General features: G+C 70.8%; 17 protein-coding genes. 6 read left to right on the top strand and 11 right to left on the bottom strand.

Features of this window, described 5'->3' with window-relative positions:
• Nucleotides 1-76: 76 nt before the first annotated feature.
• Nucleotides 77-388 carry a hypothetical protein gene (locus IPL40_01470; protein ID MBK8479839.1) on the bottom strand — a complete coding sequence of 104 codons (312 nt, stop codon included), beginning with the start codon at nt 386-388 and terminating at the stop codon, nt 77-79.
• Between the two features lie 168 nt (nt 389-556).
• Here IPL40_01470 and IPL40_01475 point away from each other — a divergent pair, with 168 nt between their 5' ends.
• The gene (locus IPL40_01475) at nt 557-1,117 is read left to right on the top strand and encodes an 8-oxo-dGTP diphosphatase (GenBank protein MBK8479840.1); all 561 of its coding nucleotides are present in this window, start codon (nt 557-559) and stop codon (nt 1,115-1,117) included.
• Here the strand turns inward: IPL40_01475 and IPL40_01480 are convergent.
• The 4 genes from IPL40_01480 to IPL40_01495 form a co-directional block, all read right to left on the bottom strand.
• A complete protein-coding gene (locus IPL40_01480; protein MBK8479841.1) occupies nt 1,101-2,168 on the bottom strand; it encodes a M42 family metallopeptidase in 1,068 nt (355 codons plus the stop codon). The genes IPL40_01475 and IPL40_01480 overlap by 17 nt on opposite strands.
• A 25-nt stretch (nt 2,169-2,193) precedes the next feature.
• On the bottom strand, nt 2,194-4,233 hold the full coding sequence (locus IPL40_01485) for a hypothetical protein (protein MBK8479842.1): 2,040 nt from the start codon (nt 4,231-4,233) through the stop codon (nt 2,194-2,196).
• A 31-nt stretch (nt 4,234-4,264) separates the two neighbouring features.
• On the bottom strand, nt 4,265-4,807 hold the full coding sequence (locus IPL40_01490) for a hypothetical protein (GenBank protein MBK8479843.1): 543 nt from the start codon (nt 4,805-4,807) through the stop codon (nt 4,265-4,267).
• Nucleotides 4,808-4,928: 121 nt separating this feature from the next.
• Entirely contained in the window at nt 4,929-5,711 is a 783-nt protein-coding gene (locus IPL40_01495) for an alpha/beta fold hydrolase (GenBank protein ID MBK8479844.1), read from the bottom strand.
• 558 nt (nt 5,712-6,269) lie between these two features.
• Between IPL40_01495 and IPL40_01500 the strand changes: the two genes are divergently transcribed.
• On the top strand, nt 6,270-7,205 hold the full coding sequence (locus IPL40_01500; protein ID MBK8479845.1) for a hypothetical protein: 936 nt from the start codon (nt 6,270-6,272) through the stop codon (nt 7,203-7,205).
• A gap of 1,089 nt (nt 7,206-8,294) precedes the next feature.
• Here IPL40_01500 and IPL40_01505 read toward each other — a convergent pair.
• From IPL40_01505 to IPL40_01515, 3 genes are all read right to left on the bottom strand, one after another.
• Nucleotides 8,295-9,050 (bottom strand): succinate dehydrogenase/fumarate reductase iron-sulfur subunit, encoded by a 756-nt coding sequence (locus tag IPL40_01505; GenBank protein MBK8479846.1) that lies wholly within the window; start codon nt 9,048-9,050, stop codon nt 8,295-8,297.
• A gap of 32 nt (nt 9,051-9,082) precedes the next feature.
• A complete protein-coding gene (locus IPL40_01510) occupies nt 9,083-11,008 on the bottom strand; it encodes a fumarate reductase/succinate dehydrogenase flavoprotein subunit (GenBank protein MBK8479847.1) in 1,926 nt (641 codons plus the stop codon).
• Nucleotides 11,009-11,094: 86 nt separating this feature from the next.
• Complete coding sequence (locus tag IPL40_01515; GenBank protein ID MBK8479848.1) at nt 11,095-11,766, bottom strand: succinate dehydrogenase cytochrome b subunit; 672 nt, start codon at nt 11,764-11,766, stop codon at nt 11,095-11,097.
• Nucleotides 11,767-11,897: 131 nt separating this feature from the next.
• On the opposite strand from IPL40_01515, the gene IPL40_01520 reads away from it, so the two are divergent.
• Complete coding sequence (locus IPL40_01520; protein MBK8479849.1) at nt 11,898-14,210, top strand: hypothetical protein; 2,313 nt, start codon at nt 11,898-11,900, stop codon at nt 14,208-14,210.
• 16 nt (nt 14,211-14,226) lie between these two features.
• A complete protein-coding gene (locus tag IPL40_01525) occupies nt 14,227-15,123 on the top strand; it encodes a DUF4159 domain-containing protein (GenBank protein ID MBK8479850.1) in 897 nt (298 codons plus the stop codon).
• Here IPL40_01525 and rpiB read toward each other — a convergent pair.
• From rpiB to IPL40_01540, 3 genes are all read right to left on the bottom strand, one after another.
• A complete protein-coding gene (gene rpiB / locus IPL40_01530; protein MBK8479851.1) occupies nt 15,062-15,505 on the bottom strand; it encodes a ribose 5-phosphate isomerase B in 444 nt (147 codons plus the stop codon). The genes IPL40_01525 and rpiB overlap by 62 nt on opposite strands.
• 50 nt (nt 15,506-15,555) lie before the next feature.
• On the bottom strand, nt 15,556-16,353 hold the full coding sequence (locus IPL40_01535) for an SDR family oxidoreductase (protein ID MBK8479852.1): 798 nt from the start codon (nt 16,351-16,353) through the stop codon (nt 15,556-15,558).
• A gap of 136 nt (nt 16,354-16,489) precedes the next feature.
• Complete coding sequence (locus IPL40_01540) at nt 16,490-16,837, bottom strand: (2Fe-2S) ferredoxin domain-containing protein (protein ID MBK8479853.1); 348 nt, start codon at nt 16,835-16,837, stop codon at nt 16,490-16,492.
• A 500-nt stretch (nt 16,838-17,337) separates the two neighbouring features.
• Between IPL40_01540 and IPL40_01545 the strand changes: the two genes are divergently transcribed.
• Together IPL40_01545 and IPL40_01550 are read left to right on the top strand one after the other, a co-directional pair.
• Nucleotides 17,338-18,753, top strand: a complete 1,416-nt coding sequence (locus tag IPL40_01545; protein ID MBK8479854.1) for an ABC transporter ATP-binding protein — start codon at nt 17,338-17,340, stop codon at nt 18,751-18,753.
• A gap of 4 nt (nt 18,754-18,757) precedes the next feature.
• Nucleotides 18,758-20,521 (top strand): hypothetical protein, encoded by a 1,764-nt coding sequence (locus IPL40_01550; protein MBK8479855.1) that lies wholly within the window; start codon nt 18,758-18,760, stop codon nt 20,519-20,521.
• The last annotated feature ends 61 nt before the right edge of the window (nt 20,522-20,582 follow it).

A 20,582-nucleotide genomic window follows, 5' to 3' on the forward strand; every position in this document is an offset into this window, starting at 1 on the left:
CGTCCCGGGGAAGCGCTCAATTGCCCCGGGCGAAGCGCTCAGTTGCCCCGGGGAACGCTCAGTTGCCGAGGAACGCTCAATTTGGGTGGGGCGTGCTGCCGCAGCCGCTGCAGGGCTTGATCGCCGCCGTCGGCAGCGCGACGCGCAAGAGGCCGCGGATCACCGTCTCGTCGCTGCAATGGTCGATGCGCTCGATCACGAAGGGCTCGTCCTTGCCTGCCGCCGCGCGGCCCGTGTACGCAGCCAGCGCTGCCTGCAGCGCGTGGAGCTGCTTGGTAAGCACGAAGCGGTCGAGCTCGCGGGTATGCGCGTTTTCGGGCACGAGCTCGGTCAACGCGGCGGTGAGGATCTCGTCGGGTCGCCGACCCTGGACGTAGGGGGCGAGCAAGGGCCTACCGACAGGGCGCCGCAGGTATCCTTCTGCACCGAGAAGCCCTCGAGGCGCTCGCCGGCGTCGAGTCGCAGCTCGATCAACTCACTGATGTCGTTACAGGGCATTGCTTCGCTCCTGCACGGCAGCATAGCCGCCAGGGCGGGTCGGTGCCAGGATGGCCCCATGCCCTACACGCCGATCCTCGCCACCCTGGGCTATGTGCTCAGCCCCGATCGCAGCCAGGTGCTCTTGATCGAGCGCAACGCGCGCCCGGACGATCCCCACTACGGCAAGTTCAACGGCCTGGGCGGGAAGCTGCGCTCCGATGAGGATGTCGTCGCCGGGTTGCGGCGCGAGCTGGAGGAGGAGGCGGGCATCGTCTGTGACCGACTCCAGCTCGCGGGAACCCTGAGCTGGCCGGGCTTTGGCGCGGCGGGCGAGGAGGATTGGTTTGGCTTCGTCTTCGTGGTCGAGGCCTTCAGCGGCGTGCCGCGCTCGGGCTGCGCCGAGGGCGCGCTGCGCTGGGTCCCCATCGAGCGCGTGCTCGAGCTGCCGCTCTGGGAGGGCGATCGGCACTTCCTGCCGCTGGTCTTTGCTCGCCCGCTGCGCGTCTTTCACGGCGTGATGCCCTATCGGGAGGGTCGCCCGCTCCGTTGGAGCTGCAGCTTCCTCGGCGGGGCCGACTCGGCCCCAGCCCCGAGCCCCGCCGCCTCGCCGCTCGATCGCGTCAACCGCCGGGGATGAACGAGGTCTTGCTGCTGAGGCGGGCGATGGTCTGGGTGATCAGCGCGACCGCCGCCTCGACGTCGCCGAGGTGACAGATCTCGGACGGGGAGTGCATGTAGCGCTGAGGAATGCCGACGACGGCCGTGGCGACGCCCGCGCGATTGACCTGCAGCGCGTTGCCGTCGTTGCCGCCAGCCGCCGGGACCGCGCGCAGCTGAACCGGGATCCCTTCGCGGCGCGCCGTCTTCTGCAGCAGCTCGAGCAGCGGCGGGTTGGCGTTGGGGCCGCGCGCCAGCACGGGTCCGCCGCCGAGCTTGACCTCGCCGAGCTCCTTGGCGTCGACGCTCGGGTCGTCGGTCGCCCAGGTGACATCGACGGCGATGCCGACGTCGGGCTGCAGGCCGAAGGCGCTGGTGCGCGCGCCGCGCAGCCCGATCTCCTCCTGGACGGTCGCGACCGCGGTAACGCGGGCCTTGAGGCCCTTGCGCCCGGCGAGCGCCCGCAGCACCTCGGCGACGACGAAGGCGCCCACCTTGTCGTCGAAGGCGCGCGCGACCGCGAGCGCGCCGCGGAGCGCCGCGAAGCCGTCGACGTAGGTGATCGGATCGCCGATCTGCACCAGCTTCTCGGCCTCCTTGCGGCTGGCGAAGCCGGCATCGATCCAGAGGTCTTCGGCGTGGGGTTTGGTGGCGCGCGTGCGCTCCCGAACCAGATGGATCGGCTTCTGCCCGACCACGCCGAGGATCGGCCCCCTGCGCGCGTGAAGCTGGACGCGACGTCCGGCGACGACCTGCAGGTCGTGGCCGCCGATCGGGCGGAAGCGTAGGAAGCCGCGCTCGTCGATGAAGCAGACCTGGAAGCCGATCTCGTCGATATGCCCGGCGAGCATCACATGCGGCGCGCCCTGCGGGTTGATCGAGGCCAGCGCGTTGCCATGCACGTCGACCGCCACGCTCTCGGCTTGCGGGCGGACGTGGTCGAGCCAGACCTTGCGGGCGGGTCCCTCGTAGCCCGAGGGGCTAGGGGCGCTGAGCAGCTTCTGCAGGAAGTCCAGGGCGTCGGTGCGCATCGATCGAGCCTCGTTGGTGGTGGTCTCAGTTGACGATCGCGTAGCGGAAGTTGACGCGCGAGCCGTCGAGCAGCACGCGCTCGACGTGGCCGGCGTGCAGCGCCGCCAGCGCGGCCGGGCGCAGGTAGCGGTCGCGCAGGGACGCGGCCTCGTGCCGATCGCCGGTAGCCAGCAGGCGCGTTACGCGCTGCAGTAGCTGTTGCGTCGCCTGCGCCAGCGCGCTGAGGTTCACGGCGAAGTGGCCACCTTGCCAGGCGAGGACGCCGCGCTCGAGGAGCTGGCCGAGCTGGATCGCCGCCACCTGGCCGTAGGGTCGGTCGTCACCCTCGGGTGTGCGCACGCCGCGCGCGAGGTGGCCGAGGGCCCAGAGCACGGCCTTGAGCTGTATCTTCCGCAGCAGCGGGGCGCTGATCAGCTGCTGCTCGCGCAACAGACCGAGCGTCCAGAGGCCGACGAGCTGGGCCTTCAGCTCCTCGAGCAGCCCGGCGGAGGTAGCACCCAGGCGCTCGCTCGCCGTGCGCCCGGCGTGGCGCGTGTTGGGGCTGGGTCCGACGTTGTGGCTGGCCTCATGGAGCAAGGTCACGAGCAGCGCAGGTTCGAGGGCGCTGCTGTAGTCCTGCAGGGCTGCCGCGCTGAGCAGCTCGCCGGCCTGGCGCCGGTCCAGCGCCAAGGAGTCGGGATCGGTGTAGAGGTTGGTCACGACGATGGTGCGTCGCCGCCCCTCCGCGGCCGCCGCGCCCCAATTGGGGAGGGACTGCCCGATGGTCGCGCCGAGCGGGTAGCGCGAGTCGCCGGCGTTGAGCGCGACCGTGATGAACTCGGGCACGCTGAACCCCACCTTGCGCGCCGCATAGGGTGGGCCGACCAACGCGGCCAACGCTTGCTCGACGCGCTGGCGCAAGGGGGCCAGCCGCGCGAGCCAGGCGCTGGCGCGGCGATCGACCAGGCCCAGCACCAGGTGAAAGGCTGCCTTGCGCCGGCAGAGGTCCTGGTAGGGCTCGTCGGGGCCGACGCGTAGGTACCAGTTGCTGTTGAGCGGGCTGATCGCCAGCCACGCGGCGTCGGCGCGACTCCAGTCGTTGTCGGCGCAGGCCGTGGCCGCCGCCAAGAGGTAGGCGCGCAGCGCGCGCTCGTCGGGCACCGCCTCGAGGGCCGCTGCGGCGCTGCGCAGGTGTAGCGCGACGACGCGCAGCTCCGCAGCGAAGGCCTGCGAGTAGGGCACGCTGACGAGGCGGTGGCCCTCGCGTCGCACGACGCTGAAGGGAGCGAGCAGCTCGCTGGCGTTCGGGGCCTGCTCCAGCAGGCGGCAGAACTCGGCCCCCTGCGGCTGCTCGAGCGGATAGTTCTCGCTGCGCCGCGGGGGGAAGGTCGGCAGGGCATGGCAGAAGGGATCGTCGCGGGTCGGCGCCAGACGGCACCACGGACCGTGGTTGCGGGCGAAGAGCGCTCGGCTCTCATTGTCGGCTTGCGCGAGCTCGGGGACGAGCCCGGCGGCGCCGGTTTGGCGCCAGTAGAGCGTCTCGATGCCTGCGGCCGCCTGGAGCAGCGCTTGCACGAAGGCGTGCTCCCAGGCCGGGCGCTGCCCCAGGTCGGTCTGCACCAGCACCGGCCGTCCGCGATCGAGCTCGGCCCGCACCAGCTCGCGGCGTCGCGCGTTGACCAAGAGCTGGTAGTCGCGCACGAAGTGCGGGCTGAACGCGCCGGCGCGCACGTAGCGCGTCAGGCTGGCGCGTGGATCCGCGAGCGCCAGCTCCGAGGGGTCGAGCGTGCCGTTGCCGTCGCGGTCGGCGACCCAGAGCAGCGGGAGCCCCTGCTGCGCGGCGAGGCGATTGAACGCCTCGCGCCCCAACGCCGGCTCGCCGAGGCTCTGCACCACCGCCTCAGCGGCGCGAGCCGCTCCCGGGTTGAAGCTCGCGCTCAGCAGCGCCAGCAGCGCCAGCAGCGCCAGCAGCGCCAGCAGCGCCGGCCGCGTGGCCTGGTCGAGCAAGGCGGCAAGGGGCCCGCCGGGGGCCGCGCGCGCGCCGCGTCGGCGCAGCGCTTGGCAACGTCGTGCTCTGGCGACCATGGCGCGCTCCGATCGCCGCCGCTCGGGGGCGCTAAGACGCCGCGGGCGGGGCGGCATCCAGGTAGGTCTGCACGGCCTTGGCGACGCTCGTCAGGTTGGGTCGCAGCAGATTGGCGACGAATTGTTCCAGCGGCTCGCGCACGCGGCGCGCGAGGAAGCCCGGCACGCCCGGTACGTGCTCGGGATAGACGTGCAGCTCTGCGCTGAGGTGAAAGGCGCAGCTGCCCTCGCCCGTCGCCTTCAACGTCGTCGTGCCCGTGCAGGTGAAGATGTCGCGCGCCTTGGCGGACTCCAGCCGCCACTGGCACGCCAGCGTCTCGGCGTTCCAGACCGCCTCGTCGAACCAGGCCAGCATCTCGCGGCTGATCAGCGGCCGCAGCGCGGCGGGGATTTCGCCCGCGCTGCCCTGCCAGCGGCTGTAGAGGCGCGTGGTCGGCGGCGTCTCGTTGCGCTCGAGCACGCTCAACGCCTCGATGTTGGGCAGGTGGCGCACGAGCTCATGCTGCCGATCGCGCAGCGCGAGGAAGGTGGTCTGGGCCGAATGACTGATCTGCTCGGTGCCGCCGATCTGCATGGAACGCGAACTCCCTCGCCGAGGCGAAAACGGCGCCCATCATAGCGCGCTCGCGGGGCACGACAATGGGCAAAAGCCCCAAGGGTGGCCTCTCGCGGCCTCTGCGCGCTGTTGCCGGCGCTCAGTCGGCGAGGCGCTCCGCCGCGAGCCAGCGCGCCACGGCAGCATCGAAGGCCAGCGCTTGCTCCAGTGGGGCGAGATGCCCCGCGCTGGCGATCAGCGCGAGCTGGCTTCGCGCGATCCCCGCGTGCATCGCGCGGGCGAGAGCCGGCGGGGTCAGCGCGTCCTGTTCGCCGCAGACGATCAGCGTGGGCACCGTGATCGTCGCGAGGGTCGGCGTGGAGTCGGCGCGGTCGCGCAGCGCTCCGAGCGCGGCGATGATGCCCGCATCGCTCGCCCGATGCATCATCGCGCGCGTGGCTGCTGCTGGACGTCCACGTGCGCGGCTAGCCGCCGAGAGCAGCGTCTCGATCATGTTCTCGAGCAGCTCGGCCCGCCGGCCCTCGTGCACCGCTGCGATGCCTCGCTCGCGGACGGCGCGGGTCTCCACGCTATCGGCCTCGGCGCGGGTGTCGCAGAGCAGCAGCCCATCAATGCGCTGCGGGAAGCGCCGCCAGCACTCGAAGGCGATGTAGCCGCCCATCGACAGGCCGCCGAGGATCACGCGCTCGGCGCCGGCCGCATCGAGCACCGCCCGGACGTGCTCGGCGTAGCCGCCGAGATCGGTCGGCAGTGGCCCCGCGGGCTGGGCTCCGAAGCCGGGGAGGTCGAAGGTCAAGAGGCGCACGTGGCCCGCCAGCGCACGCTGCTCCGCCCATAACGTCGCGTCGAGCGGGAAGCCGTGAACCAAGGCCAGCACGGGTCCATGGTCGCCGGCGAGCTGAAAGGGCGGCTTGTTTGACATGCGTTGCGCCTCCGCGCCGCATCCTAGGCCACCGGAGCAAGAGATCAACCGCCTGGTGAGCGGAGGGCGGCGCCCCCGCTGAAGCGGGCAGGCCGGGTTTGGGTTTGGGCGGGGGGCATCCGGGATTCGGCGAGGCCTTCCGGGATTCGGGCAAGGGCTCGCTCAGGCGCCCTTCCGCGCCGCGAAAAGGCCCGCAATGGCGCAGGCCCGAACTTGCGGTTTCGGCACGAAGCGTGCTAGGTGGCCGAGCGTCAGTAAGCCATTGTACACCGCGCGAGGCTAGGGGGCCGCGGCGCGCCCAATCATGTTGGCGGCCATTCTTGTTGGGGGCCATAGGTGCCGCAGCGATGGACTCAGACCTCCGCTAGCCCTGAGCGGGCTCGGCGCCGCGAGCCAAGGCCTTTGCGCCTCAGCCTGCCATGGCTGATCTCGGCCCTCGTGTTCGGCCTAGCGGGTCCGGCACCGGCGATCGAACGCACGTCGGCGAAGCAGCCACCCGCCGCCGCGGCGCTGGTCCGGCTGCCCTTGGGGGGCGAGTCGCGAGCGCTTGGAGCAGCCGTGATCGTGACGGTCGGACCCCGCCCTGGGGGCCAACTGGTGGAGCTGCTGAAGCCAACGCTGCAGGGGGCCATGGTCGCTTACGCGGCAGTCCTCGAGCGAGGTGGCGTGGCCGAAACCGGCTCGCCGCTGGTCAGCAGCGTACGGCACGGCCCGCTCTATTCGCCCGAGGCCGTGGGTCCCCTACGCGTGCTCGTGCTCCGCGATCGCTCTCAGCCTCTGAGCGGCGCGGCGCGCCCAAATCGGGCGGCGCTGAGGACGCCGACGGTGGCCGCCATGTTGAACCTCACCGTAGAGGCCCCCTTGCCCGTCGAGCGCTTCTTGCGCCAGCATTTGCAGCTCGACGCGAGTCATCCGGCCGTGGCGGCGCGGGATACGGCGGGCATGCAGCGAGTGTTGAAAGCCTTGCAGGCACAACCCGAGCGCTACGGCGAGATCGGGGCGCTCAACACCATGGGCGACCCCTCGCTCGATCGGCGTGTGTTGGGCGTGGCGCTCTTGGCCAGCTTCAGAAACGCTCTGCTGGAGCTGGTCGACCTTGGAAAGAGCGGGCCCGAGCCGGCCGAGCTCCTTGCCCAAACGCGCGCCGGCGGTTTGAGTGCCCTCTACAGGACGGCTTTCGGCATGAGGCCGGTCAGGGAAATCAACGTCGCCGCCGCGCGATCCGCACACGCCAGCGGCTACGGTCTGGTGCCCGATCCGCGGCTGGTGAAGCCCGGGGCGGAGGGAGAGCTTCCTTTCACCATGCTGATGCGCGCCAGCGGTCCCGAGTTCATGCAGATGCTGCGCGACCGGCTCAGAACTGCCGGCCACGCGTTCGACGACGGACCGAGGTCGGAGCAGGGGATGATTCCCTTTGTCCGCAGTCTGACGCTAGAGGAGCTTTCGGCCGTGCTCAGGGGCGACGTCGCGATCGAGGACCTCTCGGCTCATTGAGTCCATTCGGTCGCCCCGGCCAGTGCCGCGCAGCGATGCTGTCGCGACGCGGGGGAGGCTGGCGGAGGGCGGCGGCGCAGAAACATGACCTTGTTCAGCGGAAGAGCCGCGCAGCGGCGGGGCTCGGCTTGTATCACACGCTAGACCGGATGGGGGGCGCGGGCGTTTCGAGCCTGGCCCGGATCTCGCCCGCACCGTCATTCAACCTCGAAGCCGACGCGCTAAGGGACCAGGCCCATCCGCTGAAATCTCACTGCCTCTCCCGCGGCCGCCACCCCGGCCGTCGCTGCGACCTTGGCGATAGTCGTAATCTCGCGCAGTTGAAGCATTGCCAAGGCGACCTCCAGTCGGCTTCCGAAGCAGCCATCGGCTAGCCTCCGGAGGAGGGTTGGAGGGTTCTCCTCGGGCGGCGCATCCAACGGTGGCTCGCCAGAAAAGACTTCAGAAACGCCGCTCCGCTCAAGCGCTTCGATGGCAAACTGCGCGGCAGCGGTGGCTTTCAGAGCGGTCTTGCGCGGTGTGTCACCGGTCGGCACTACCCATAACCACCAACATGCTATTAAGCGAACCATGCAACGACTCGAGGGCTGCGACCGGGTCAAGTGCTGCGACCGGGCCGTGCTGCGCGTCGCTACGCGACGAAGTGCCGAGGCTCGCTCTGCGGCGAGAGCTGGATCTCAAAACGGTGAAAGGGTCGTTCGACCCTTCCACCGCCGGCGGGGCCACTCGACGCGTAGTCGCGGCGCTTCGCGCTCTCGCGGCGCCTGAAGCGCCACGGGCCTGAGCGCTGTAGTCTCGTATCTGGGCGTCGGCTGCCGGCCCGAAGCTGAGCATCGCACCCACCGCGACCGCGCATAGCCAATGGCTCGTTCGCATCGCCCCAACCCCCCTGCTGCTGATCGGCCCTGCTGATCGGCCCTGCTGATCGGCCCTGCTGATCGGCCCTGCTGATCGGCCCTGCTGATCGGCCCTGCTGATCGGCCCACATAGCGGGCGGCAGTGCCCACAGTGGCCCACAGCCGCCGCGGGCCAAATATGGTATCCGCTGCGTCCGCTGTCCAGGACCTTTTTTGGGGACCATTTTTGGGCTCAGCCGGCGACGGCCTGCTTGGCGCTGGCGCGCAGCAGCTCGCGGTTGAGCTTGCCGATGAAGTCGAGCGGGATGCCCTTCGGGCAGACCGCCTCGCACTCGCCGTGGTTGGTGCAGGCGCCGAAGCCCTCGCGCTCCATCTGCGCCACCATCGCCTGCACGCGCGCCTCGCGCTCGGGCTGGCCCTGCGGCAGCAGCGCGAGCTGCGTGACCTTGGCGGCGACGAAGAGCATCGCCGACGCGTTGGGGCAGGCGGCGACGCAGGCCCCGCAGCCGATGCACTCGGCGGCGTCCATCGCGCGCTCGGCGACTGGCTTGCCGATCGGGATCGCGTTGCCGTCGGGCGCGCTGCCGGTGTGGACCGAGACGTAGCCGCCGGCGGCGATGATGCGGTCGAAGGCCGCGCGGTCGACGACGAGGTCCTTGACCACCGGGAAGGCCTGGGCGCGCCAGGGCTCGATCGTGATCGTGTCGCCGTCGCGGAAGCTGCGCAGATGGAGCTGGCAGGTGGTCGTACGCTGATGCGGACCGTGGGGGACGCCGTCGATGACCTGGCCGCAGGCGCCGCAGACGCCCTCACGGCAGTCGTGGTCGAAGGCCACCGGCTCCTCGCCGCGATCGATCAGCCTTTCGTTGAGCACGTCGAGCATCTCGAGAAAGGACATGTGCTCGGTCACGCCCTCGACCACGTAGGGCACGAGCTTGCCCGGGGCGCCGGCGTCGGCCTGGCGCCAGATGTTGAGCGTTACGCGCATGACAGTTGCCCTCGGTCAGCCTGGCCTCGCATTTACTTGTAGCTCCTCGTGGTCAGCGGTACGTGCTCGAAGGTCAGCGCTTCGCGGTGCTCGACCGGCGGCTCGCGGGCTCCGCGGTACTCCCAGGCGCTGACATGCGTGAAGCCCTGATCGTCGCGCAGGGCCTCGCCCTCGCCCGTCTGGTACTCCTCGCGGAAGTGCCCGCCGCAGGACTCCCGCCGCCCGAGCGCGTCGAGGCACATCAGCTCGGCGAACTCGAAGAAGTCGGCGATGCGCCCGGCGCGCTCGAGCGCCTGATTGAGCTGCTCCGGCCCGCCGGTGACCTTGACGCCCTGCTGAAACTCCTCCCGCAGGCGCGGGATCGCCTCGAGGGCGCCACGTAGGCCGGCTTCGTTGCGGGCCATGCCGCAGTGATCCCACATCAGGCGACCGAGCTGCCGATGGTAGTGGTCGGGGTTGTGCCCCCCTTGCTGCTTGGGCGCCAGCAGCGCATCGACGCGCTGGCGTACCTCCGACTCCGTCTGCGCGAAGGCGGCGTGGCTGGCATCGACGGCGGCGTAGCGGGTGCCGGCGAGGTAGTTGGCGAGCGTGTAGGGGATCACGAAATAGCCGTCAGCGAGGCCCTGCATCAGCGCGCTGGCCCCCAGCCGGTTGGCGCCGTGGTCGGAGAAGTTGGCCTCGCCGAGCACGAACAACCCGGGAATCGTGCTCATCAGGTTGTAGTCGACCCAGAGCCCACCCATCGTGTAGTGGGGCGCGGGGTAGATCTTCATCGGCGTGCGATAGGGGTCATCCGCCGTGATGCGCTCGTACATCTCGAAGAGGTTGCCGTAGCGATCGCGGATCGTCTCGCGTCCGTGGCGACCAATCGCGTCGGCGAAGTCGAGATAGACGCCGCGCCGCTCCGGCTCGGGTCCGACCCCGCGCCCGTCGTCGCAGACGCCCTTGGCGGCCCTCGAGGCGACGTCGCGCGGCACCAGGTTGCCGAAGCTCGGATAGCGCTCTTCGAGGTAGTAGTCGCGCTCGGTCTCGGGGATCTGCCCCGCTGGGCGCTTGTCGCCGGCGTTGCGCGGGACCCAGACGCGCCCGTCGTTGCGCAGCGATTCGCTCATCAGCGTCAGCTTCGACTGGTACTCGCCGCTGGCCGGCACGCAGGTCGGATGGATCTGCGTGAAGCACGGATTGGCGAAGAGGGCGCCGCGCCGGTGCGCGCGGTAGGCCGCCGTGACATTGCAGGCCTTGGCGTTGGTCGAGAGGTAGTAGACGTTGGCGTAGCCGCCCGTCGCCAGCACGACCGCGTGGCCGACGTGGCGCTCGATGGTCCCATGCACCAGATCGCGCGTGATGATGCCGCGGGCCTGGCCATCGACGAGGACGAGGTCGAGCATCTCGCGCCGCGGCAGCACCTGGACCCTGCCTTCGGCGACCTGACGGCTCATCGTCGCGTAGGCGCCGAGCAAGAGCTGCTGCCCGGTCTGACCGCGCGAGTAGAAGGTGCGCGCGACCTGCGCGCCGCCGAAGGAGCGATTGGCGAGCACGCCGCCGTATTCGCGGGCGAAGGGCACGCCGAGGGCCACGCAGTGGTCGATGATCAGCGTGCTGAGCTGGGCCAGGCGATAGACGTTGGCCTCGCGCGCGCGGAAGTCGCCGCCCTTGACCGTGTCGTAGAAGAGCCGAAAGATGCTGTCGCCGTCGTTCTGATAGTTCTTGGCGGCGTTGATACCACCCTGGGCGGCGATGCTATGGGCGCGGCGCGGGCTGTCCTGGAAGCAGAAGACCTTGACGTTGTAGCCGAGCTCGCCGAGCGAGGCGGCGGCCGACGCGCCCGCGAGGCCGCTGCCGACGACGATCACGTCGTACTTGCGGCGGTTGGCGGGGTTCACCAGCTTGAGCGCAAAGCGGTGCTGGTCCCACTTGCTCTCGATCGTGCCGCTCGGGATCTTCGCGTCCAGTTGCATACGGCCCTCCGCGCGAGCGCTCGGTGGCGCTCACGTGCCGTGTTTGAGTGCCTGCCACGGTCGCGCCGCTGGCGGACCGCCAACCTCTACAAGCGCAGCCAGCCGGCGAGCACCGCCAGCGGTATCGAAACATTACCGGCCACGATCAGCGCCGTGACGCTGCCCGCCAGCAGGCGCAGCCGTCGGCGCCAGCGCCCGTTGCTCAGCCCGAGCGTCTGGAACATGCTCCAGACGCCGTGCACCAGATGCAGGCCGAGGGCGGTCATCGCGAGCATGTAGGTCACGGCGGCCAGCGGCTCGCTGAAGCCGACGACGACGTTGCGGTAGACCTGGCCCTCGACGAAGTCGGGGTGCGCGCTACCGACCGTCAGGTGGAGCAGGTGGTAGACCACGTAGGCGAAGATCAGCGGGCCGGTCACGCGCATCGAGCGCGAGAACAGGGTCGCCGTCCTGTAGCGGCGTTGGCCGGCATAGGGCTCGCGGCGAGCGCGCCAGCTCCGCAGCGTGGTGGCCACCGCCGCCCAACCATGCACCAGCAGCGCGCAGAAGAGCGTGATGCGTGCCCCCCATAGCAGAGCGGCGTTGCTCTGGAGGAAGTGCGCGTAGGCGTCGATCGCCTGCGGCCCGCGAAAGATCTGCAGGTTGCCGAGCAGGTGACCGATCACGAAGAGGAAGAGCAGGGCCCCGCTGGCGGCCATCAGCACCTTCTGTCCGATCGAGGTGCGGGCGACGTGCGGACCGGCAGCTGACGCAATCATCCGAGAAGCCTCCCTGGGCACAGTCACGTCGCGGCGCTTGCGGCGTGCGGGGGCGGACGTTATAGCAGCGCGGCGAAGCGATCAACCTCGCGTTGCCGGCGCGGCAGGTGCCGGTACGAGTAGCGGGCCCCTTGACTCCCAGCGTTACCTCAGGCGTCACCTCCCAGGAATGGCAGCTCGTGCTGCTGACGAGCTGGAGCACGACCCTGTGGGTGATCGGCCTGGTCACGGCCGTGACGGCGCTGCTCCTCTCGTGGTGGGGCTGTCGCCGCCAGCGGCGCGCGGTGCAGCTGCTGCTGGTCGGCCTGCGCGCCGCGGCGATCGGCGCCGTCTTGCTCGTGGTCCTGCAGCCGGCGTTGCAGCTGCGCAGCGTGACCCGCGTACCGAATCACCTCGCTGTCTTGGTCGACAGCTCGCGTTCGATGGCCTTGCGCGAGCGACCGCAGACGCCGTCCCGCGGCGAGCGCGCGGCGGCGCTCTTCGCCAACTCGCGGGCTCGGCTGGAGGCCTGGCGACGGGAGCACCGCGTCGATGCCTGGAGCTTCCACAGCGAGCTGCTGCCGGCAGGCCCCCTCGATCGGCCGCAGCGGGCCGATGGACCGGCGACGCGGTTCGGCGTCGCGCTCGAGCAGCTGCGCCGCCGCTATCCCGCCGGCGGGCTTGCCGGTGTGGTCCTGGTCAGCGACGGCATCGACAATGGCGTGATCGGCCGCGGCCCGCTCAGCGCGGAGATGCGGCGTGTGGTGCGCGCGCTCGACGCGCCGATCCACACCGTCCTCGCGGGTGGGCTGCCCCTGCGCGACCTCGCGGTGGGCGCCGTTCACGCCGACGACTTCGCCTTCGTGCGCAACGTCGTCAAGGTCGACGTCGAGCTGATCGCCACCGGCCTGGCGGCGGGCCCCGTGACCCTGACGCTGGCCCGCGGCCGCCAGCGCGTCGCCAGCCAAACGGTCCGGATCACTCCGGGCGTCGAGCACTACGCGCTCAGCTTCGAGTTCGTGCCGCCCCAGGTCGGCAGGTTCGTCTACACCGTGGCGGCGCCCTTGCAGTCTGGTGAGGCACTCGAGAGCAATAACGAGCGCTCCTTCCTCCTGCAGGTGATCCGCGACCGCGTGCGCGTCTTGCAGGTCTGCGGGCGCCCCTCCTGGGATGAGCGCTTTCTGCGCCTTTGGCTCAAGCGTGATCCCAATGTTGATCTGATCTCGTTCTTCATCCTTCGCACGCCTGCCTCGCTCTCGCTGGCGCCGACGAGCGAGCTGTCGCTGATCCCCTTTCCCACCGACGAGCTCTTCGACCGTGAGCTGGGCAGCTTCGATCTCGTGATCTTGCAGGACTTCAACTTCGGCCCCTATGGCATCGGCGCCTACCTGCCGCAGCTTCGGCGCTACGTCGAGCGCGGCGGCGCGCTGGCGATGGTCGGCGGCTCCCTCAGCTTTTCCTCGGGCGGCTACGCCGGGACACCGGTCGGGGCGATCCTGCCGATGCGCCTGCTGCCGAACTCGAGCGACGAGCGGCAGCTCCTCGACGAAGGCGACTTTCGCTTGCGCCCGACGGCGCGCGGGATCGATCATCCGATCCTCCGGCTGGGGCGTGACCCGGAGCAGACGCAGGCGCTCTTGGCGCAGCTCCCGACCCTCGCGGGGGTCAATCGACTGGGGGCGGCTTGGCCGGACGCGACGGTGCTGGCGACACATCCGACGCTGCGGACCGGCGACGGGCAGCCGATGCCCGTGCTCGCCGTGCGCCCGGTGGGGCGCGGCCGTACGCTGGCGCTGGCGACCGACTCGCTCTGGCATTGGGCCTTCCTTGGACTGGAGCAGGGGGCCGAGAGCCCGGCCGCCTACGATCACTTCTGGCGCAACGCGCTGCGCTGGCTGATCAAGGACCCCACCCTGCAGCAGCTACGCGTGATCGTGCCGCGCAATCGTCTTCCCCTCGGCGCGGATGCGCGTTGGCAGGTGCGAGCCTACGCGCCCGACTACGGACCGGCGCGCCACCTCGAGCTGGAGTACGGCGTGACGCGGCTGGCGGCGACGGGACCGCCCGCTGCGGTGCTGCGCGGGAAGGCTCGCACCGATGAGCAGGGTGAGCTGCAGCTCAGCTTTCGTCCGGATCTGGCGGGCGCCTACCGGCTTTGGGTGCGCGCCGCGATTGGCGGGCGCCCGAGTCATGCGCGGGAGCTGCTGCTGGTCGAGGCCGCGAGTCTCGAGGGTCGCGAGCTGCAGGCTCGAGACGGCGTGCTGCGTGAGCTCTCCGAGAGCAGTGGGGGGCTCTTTCTGGGCGCCGCCAGCAGCTTGCCCGCCTTGCCCCTGCGGCCTTCCGATGTGCTCCACGTCAACTGGCGTCGCGATCTGGAGCTCTGGAATAGCCCGTGGACGCTGATCGTGATCGTCTTGTTGCTCGGGCTCGAATGGACGGCGCGAAGGCGCTTTGGGCACTTCTGATGAGGCAGCCGTCGTGATGAGTAGCCCTCAGGCGAGGTGGCGCCGACCGTGGCGCGGTGGCGTTGGGGTCGGCGCCCTGCTCGTGCTGGGCTGCGCCAGCGCTGCGCAGGCGATCGGCCCAAAGAGCAGTCTCCGACTGGCGGAGCTGCGGCTCGACGGCGAGCAAGGGGTGACGCACGTCAGCGCGCTCGAGCGCCTGGCTTGGGAGGTCAAGCAACGGACGAGCGTGGAGGTGGCGCCGCAGGCGACCGTGCTGCAGGCCAGCGACGCGGCGCTCTTTGCGCACCCGCTGGTCTACCTGACGGGGGAGCGCGCGTTCGCGCCGCCGGACGAGGCCGTGCTGAAGCGCTGGCGGCGTTTCGTCACCTTTGGCGGCCTGCTCTGGATCGACGGGGCCGAGGCGCGTGCCGGTCAGGGCTTCGACCGCAGCGTGCGACAGCTCCTCGGGGCGCTGTTGCCGGAGAGCGCGCTGGTGCGGCTCTCACGGGAGCACGCGATCTACAAATCGTTCTACTTGCTCGATCGCGCGGTCGGGCGGCTGGCGTTGGTGCCGGACCTCGAGGGTGTCGAGCGCGACGGGCGCCTGCTCGTGGTCTATAGCCAGAACGACCTGGGCGGGGCCTGGTCGCGCGATGCCTTTGGCCAGTGGGAACGCAACGTCTACCCGGGCGGCGAGCGCCAGCGCGAGCTGGCGATCCGCTGGGGCATCAACATCGTGATCTACGCGCTCTGTCTCGACTACAAGGCGGATCAGGTCCACATCCCCTTCGTGCTCAAGCGGCGGCGCTGGCGGCCCTCAGCGTCAGACGCGGCGGGGTCAGAGCCGCTGCCCTCCGCCTTGCCGCTCCCCCTCAGCCCCGCTCCAGCGCCTGGATCTTCGCCAGGCGGCGGGCGTGGCGCGGCTCGGCGCTGAAGCGCGCGCCGACGAAGGCGAGCACGAGCTCGCGGGCAGCCTGGTCGCCGATCACCCGCGAGCCCAGCACGAGGACATTCATGTCGTCATGCTCGACGCCCTGACGCGCCGAGTAGATGTCGTGACAGAGTCCGGCCCGCACGCCGTCAACCTTGTTGGCGGCGACGGATCCACCGACGCCGCTGCCGCAGAGCATGATGCCGCGATCGGCCGCGCCGTCGCGTACCGCGAGGGCGACGCGCTCGGCGTAGTCTGGGAAGTCGACGGGCTCGAGGCCGCAGGTGCCGACGTCGAGCACCTCGCAGGCGTGCGCGCGCAGGAACACCTGCAGGGTCTGCTTCAGCTCATAGCCCGCGTGGTCGCTGCCGATGACGATGCGCACAAAGCCTCCCCCCGCGCGGCGACCGCGCGCTGCTGTAGCCGCGGTGGCGCTCAGCCGGCGATGCTCTCACCGCCGTCAACGCGCAGGGTGTTTCCGGTGATCCAGGCGGCCTCGGGCCGCGTGAGCAGCACGATCGCGCCGGCCACGTCCTCGGGCCGCGTCAGCCGCTGGTAGGGGTTGCGCCCAGCGGCGTTGCGAATCATTTGCTCATGGCCGGGAATCTTGCGCAGCGCCGGCGTGTCGGTGACGCCGGCCATCAACGCATTGGCCGTGATGCCGTAGGGGGCCAACTCGACGGCGAGCTGGCGGCAGTGGCTCTCGAGCGCGCATTTCGCGGCGCTGACCGCGCCGTAGGACTTCCAGATCTGAATCGAACCCGCGCTGGTCATCGCGAAGACGCGCCCACCGCCGCGCATCAGCTCGCGCCCCACGAGCTCCTGAGCCCAGTAGACGAGGCTGTTCGCCATCACGTCGAGCGTCATCTCGAGCGCCGGCTGGTCGATGCGCTCCTTGGCGTCGGGCGCGACCAGCGGCCTCAGGGCGCCGAAGGCCAGGCTATGCACCAGGACGCGCACCTGGGCGCCAGCCCCGAGCTGGTCGGCGATGCTGTTTAGCACCTGCGCGCGCTTGTTGGGCGCGGCCGCGTTGACGTTGAAGAAGACGACCTGACGCCCGAGACCGCGAAGGCGGTCGAGCAGCGCGTCGATTTCGGGCATCGCCGAGCGGCGATCGAGATGCACACCGAAGATATTGAAGCCGTCGTTGGCCAGGGCCAGGGCGGTCGCCGCCCCGAAGCCGCTGGAGGCGCCGAGGATCAGCGCCCAATCCGAGTGTTCAGTCGTGGTCATCGTGTCCATCGTGGTCTTAATGCCGGGCGTAGCGCATCGGATACGGAACGCCGCGCTCCCGGACGTTCGAGGGGCAGTCCACCGCCCCGTGGGCGTTCTTCAGCGCGCGCTCATAGCATGCCGCCGGGATCGCGGTCTACGGTTCGCGACGGGCCGCGGCGCGCAGCTCCGCACCGTGGCGCTCGACCGCCCGGCGCACCTCGGCGGGCCGAGCGCCATGGATCAAGTAGGCGTCAGGGTGGCGCTCGCCGAGCATCAGCGCGACCAGCGCCCGCTCGTTGCGCTTGCCATCACGCCAGCGCTCGACCAGGACGTTGGGCCCCATCCCGCAGCGCCCGAAGCAGTAATCGTCGGTGACCTCGACCACGTCTCCGAGCTCGCGGGCAGCGATCTCGCTCTCGGCGGCCGCGCGCAGCGGCGGGCTCAGGTGGCCGCAACCGGGCCCGCGGCACACGCGTATTACGAAACGATCCTTGATGCTCATCGGTTCAACGTCGCCGCCCATGGCGGGGCGCCGGCACGTCCCCGCTCTTCAAAGCCCAGGCTGATCGCGAGGCGTGCGCGATCCGCAAGCCGCTTGGTGGCTGTTAGGATAGGCGACGGGATCATTTGGCGCTAGCCGCCCAAGCCTTAGGGTCGCAGTCGCCCGGTCGTCGTCGGCCGGCCAGTGAGCAGGACGATGCTTCTCATCCGGCAAGAGCGCTCAGCCGCGCGACCCTCCTGGACCGAGCGGTGGGCGCGTGGCGCGCGCGGCCGCTACGGCTGGCTCGCCGCGGATGCCCCGCTGCGCGACGTGCTCGACCTCGCCGCTTGCGGCGTCTTCATCGCCGTCGTGCTGGCCCTCTGGGCCGGCTCGGCCAGCCGGGCGCCGCTACAGGTCGGGGTCGACCTCGCGCTGGTCACCGGCCAGCAGCGCTTCGGCATCTTTCGCGGCAGTCGGCGCCTCGGTGGGGTCGAAGCGCGGGTGCGACGCACCGAGCGCGGATGGCGCCTGAGGCAGCGCTTCAGCGGGGTCGCCGCCGCTTCAGCGGCTCCGGTCGCCCTCGGCGAGCTGACGCTCGACCTCCGGCGCGATCTCTCGCTGGCGCGGATCGAGGTCGCCGTCGACGTCTACCGCCTGGCGCGGCTCGCCGGCACCGCCTTCGGTCAGGCGCTCCCGGCGCTGCCCGTCGGGCTCGAGCGCGTGACGGTCCGCGGGGACTGCGACGGCGCGAGCGGCTACTGCGCGCTGGAGGGGCGTGTGCTCGGCCGCCGCTTCGACCAGGCCGTGCGCGTCGGGCGCGGCCCGGTGCTCCCGAGCGCGATCTATCCGCTGCTGGTGCGCGGCGTGCTTGGCCGCCAGGTCGAGCTCGGCGTCTTCGACCCGCTGACCCTCGACCGACGCGTGATCACCTATCGGCTGCTGGGTCGGCAGACCATCGCGCTCGGCGGCCGCAAGGTCGAGGCGATGCGCGTGCAGCAGGAGCGCGCCGGATTACGCCAGGCGCTCTGGCTCGACGCCCGCGGCCGCGTGCTGCGGGAGCAGTGGCACGCTGGGGTATACCTGCAACAGGAAGGGGAGAGCCCTTGAGCATCGAAGACGCAAGCGGTCGCGACCTCGCCCCGGCGGCAACCACGCCCGCCGCGACGGCGAAGCCCGTCCTCGAGCTTCGCGGGCTGCGGCGCAGCTTCGGCGCCTTCGAGGCGGTGCGGGGCGTTGATCTGAGCGTGGCGCGGGGGCAGGTCTTTGGCCTGCTCGGCCCCAATGGCGCCGGCAAGACCACGACGCTGCGGATGGTCACCGGGCTGCTGCGGCCCAGCGGGGGCACGATCCACGTCGGTGGCCTCGACGCCTGGCGGCAGCCGCTCGCCGCGAAGCAGCAGATCGGCTTCATCGGCGACAGACCCTTCCTCTACGAGAAGCTGACGGGCAGCGAGTTCCTGCGCTTCGTCGGGGGGCTGTGGGGGATGGCGCCGGCGGACCTGGAGCAGCAGGCGCAGCGCTGGCTCGAGCGCTTCGAGCTCGCGAGCTGGGCGGGCGAGCCCGTCGAGGCCTACTCGCACGGCATGCGGCAGCGGCTCCTGCTCTGCTCCGCGTTGCTGCACCGTCCGACGCTGCTGATCCTCGACGAGCCCATGGTCGGGCTCGACCCCCGCGGTGCCGCGCGGCTGAAGCAGGTTTTGCGCGAGCTCGCTGAGCAGCACGCGCTGGCGGTGGTGCTCTCGACGCACACGCTGGAGGTCGTCGAGCAGGTTTGCGACGCGCTCGCGATCATCGATCGCGGCCGCGTGATCGCCGCCGGATCGCTGGCGGAGCTCCGCAGCCTGCACGCCGCGGGGGGCGATCGGCTGGAGCAGATATTCCTCCGGTTGACCGAACCCGCGCGCGCGCCGCAGGCCGACCGCGCGGCGGAAGGCTAGGGCGTTGCCAGCGCTGCCCCGCGAGGTCCCCGAGCGCCTAATCTGGCTCGGAACCCTGCTCTGGCCCAAGCTGCGCCCGCAGCAGCTGACGCGGGGTCAGCTCGGCGTGCGTTGGGTCTTTGTGGCGGTCGGGCTGCTGCTCGCGCTGGGAATCTACGCCGCGGCCGTCTGGTTCCTGCGCCTCTGCTATGGGATCGAGGTCATCGGGCCGCTGCTCTGCCGGCGCCTGCTCGACGTCGTGCTGCTGGTCCTGCTCAGCGTGCTCTTGCTGAGCAACGTCGTTACGGCGCTGGGTAGCTACTTCCTCGCGCCTGACCTCGAGCTGCTGGTGCCGGCGCCGATCCCGCCGCGGGTCCTCTTCAGCGCCCGGCTCGTCGAGCAGGCGGCGCAGTCGACCTGGATGGTCGTCGCCTTCGCGGTGCCGGTGCTCCTGGCCTTCGTCCGCGTGGCCGGTACGCCGCGCTCCTATCTCGCGCTGGCGGCGGTGGTGCCGCCGCTCCTCGCGTTGCCCGCGCTGGTCGGCTTGATCGTCACCCTCTTGCTCGTGCGACTCTTCCCGGCCGCCCGCGTGCGCGGTCTGGTCGTCGGCCTGGCCTTCGTCGCCTTCGTCGTGCTCTACATCGTGCTCCGCCTGTTGCAGCCCGAGCGACTGCTCAACCCGGATGGCTTCGCCTCGCTGGTCAGCTTTCTCACGTCCTTCTCCGCCCCCTCCGGGGGGTGGCTGCCCTCGCGCTGGGCGGCGGTCGTGATCGGCAGCACCTTTCGCGACGACGCAGGGAGCAGCGGGGGGGGCGCGCTGCTGATCGCGGCGCTCTGGTCGGGGGCCGCCAGCCTGCACGCGATCAGCTCGCTCTTGCATCGCCGCCTCTACGCCGCGGCCTTCTCGCGCAGTCAGGAGGGTCGCGCCGTGGCGCCCCTCTCGCGCTGGTGGGGGCGTTGGCGTCGACGGCCACTGCCGGCGGACGGTCCGATCCGCCCACCCGGACGACATGGCGTGGCGGCGGACTGGGCGCGTTTTTCCGCGGCCCTCGCCCCACGAGGGGCCGTGCGCGAGCTGATGGTCAAGGACCTCAAGCTCTTCGTGCGCGACCCCTCGCAGTGGTCGCAGCTCGTGCTGCTGGCAGCGCTGGTCTTCGTCTACCTCTACAACTTTCGTCACTTTCGTCAGATCGGCGCGAGCGGGCTGGTGAGTCCCTTGACGCTCTATCTCTTCGGGCTCGGTCTCTCCGGCTTCGTCACCACCGCGGTCGGCGTGCGCTTCGCCTTCCCGGTGATCTCGGCTGAAGGGCGCATGCTCTGGTTGCTCTTCGCCGCGCCGCTGCACCGCGCGCAGCTCCTGCGGGCCAAGCTCGCCTCGACTTTGCCGGCGATGCTCTTCGTCGCCGAGCTGATGGCGATCGTCTCGGCGCAGATGCTGGGCGCCGGCGCCGCGCTGACCGCCCTAGGCGCGCTGGTCGCGGCGCTGACGGCGACCGCCGCAGCCGGGATTTCGCTCGGGGTCGGCGCGCTCTTGCCCGATTACCGCGCCGAGAGCGCGGCCAAGGTCGCTGCCTCCTTCGGCGCGCTGGTGTGCATGACCTTGGCGATGCTCGTGGCCTTCGCCCTCGTCGGCTGGGCCGCCTATCCGGCGGCGGTGTTGGCGGGTCAACGGGTCGCGCGCGTTGGCTGGCTGGTGGTCTGCGCGCTCGGCGCGCTGCTCACCACCGGGGTCGCCGTCGGGCTCTCGCTTTGGCTAGGCGGACGCGCCCTCGACCGGCAGGCGCCCTGAGCGTTTGCGCCCGTAGCCTTCGTGGCCAGGCGTTTGCGGCCAGGGGTTGGCGGCCAAGGAA

The sequence above is a fragment of the Pseudomonadota bacterium genome (genome assembly GCA_016711215.1).
Classification (GTDB): Bacteria; Myxococcota_A; Polyangia.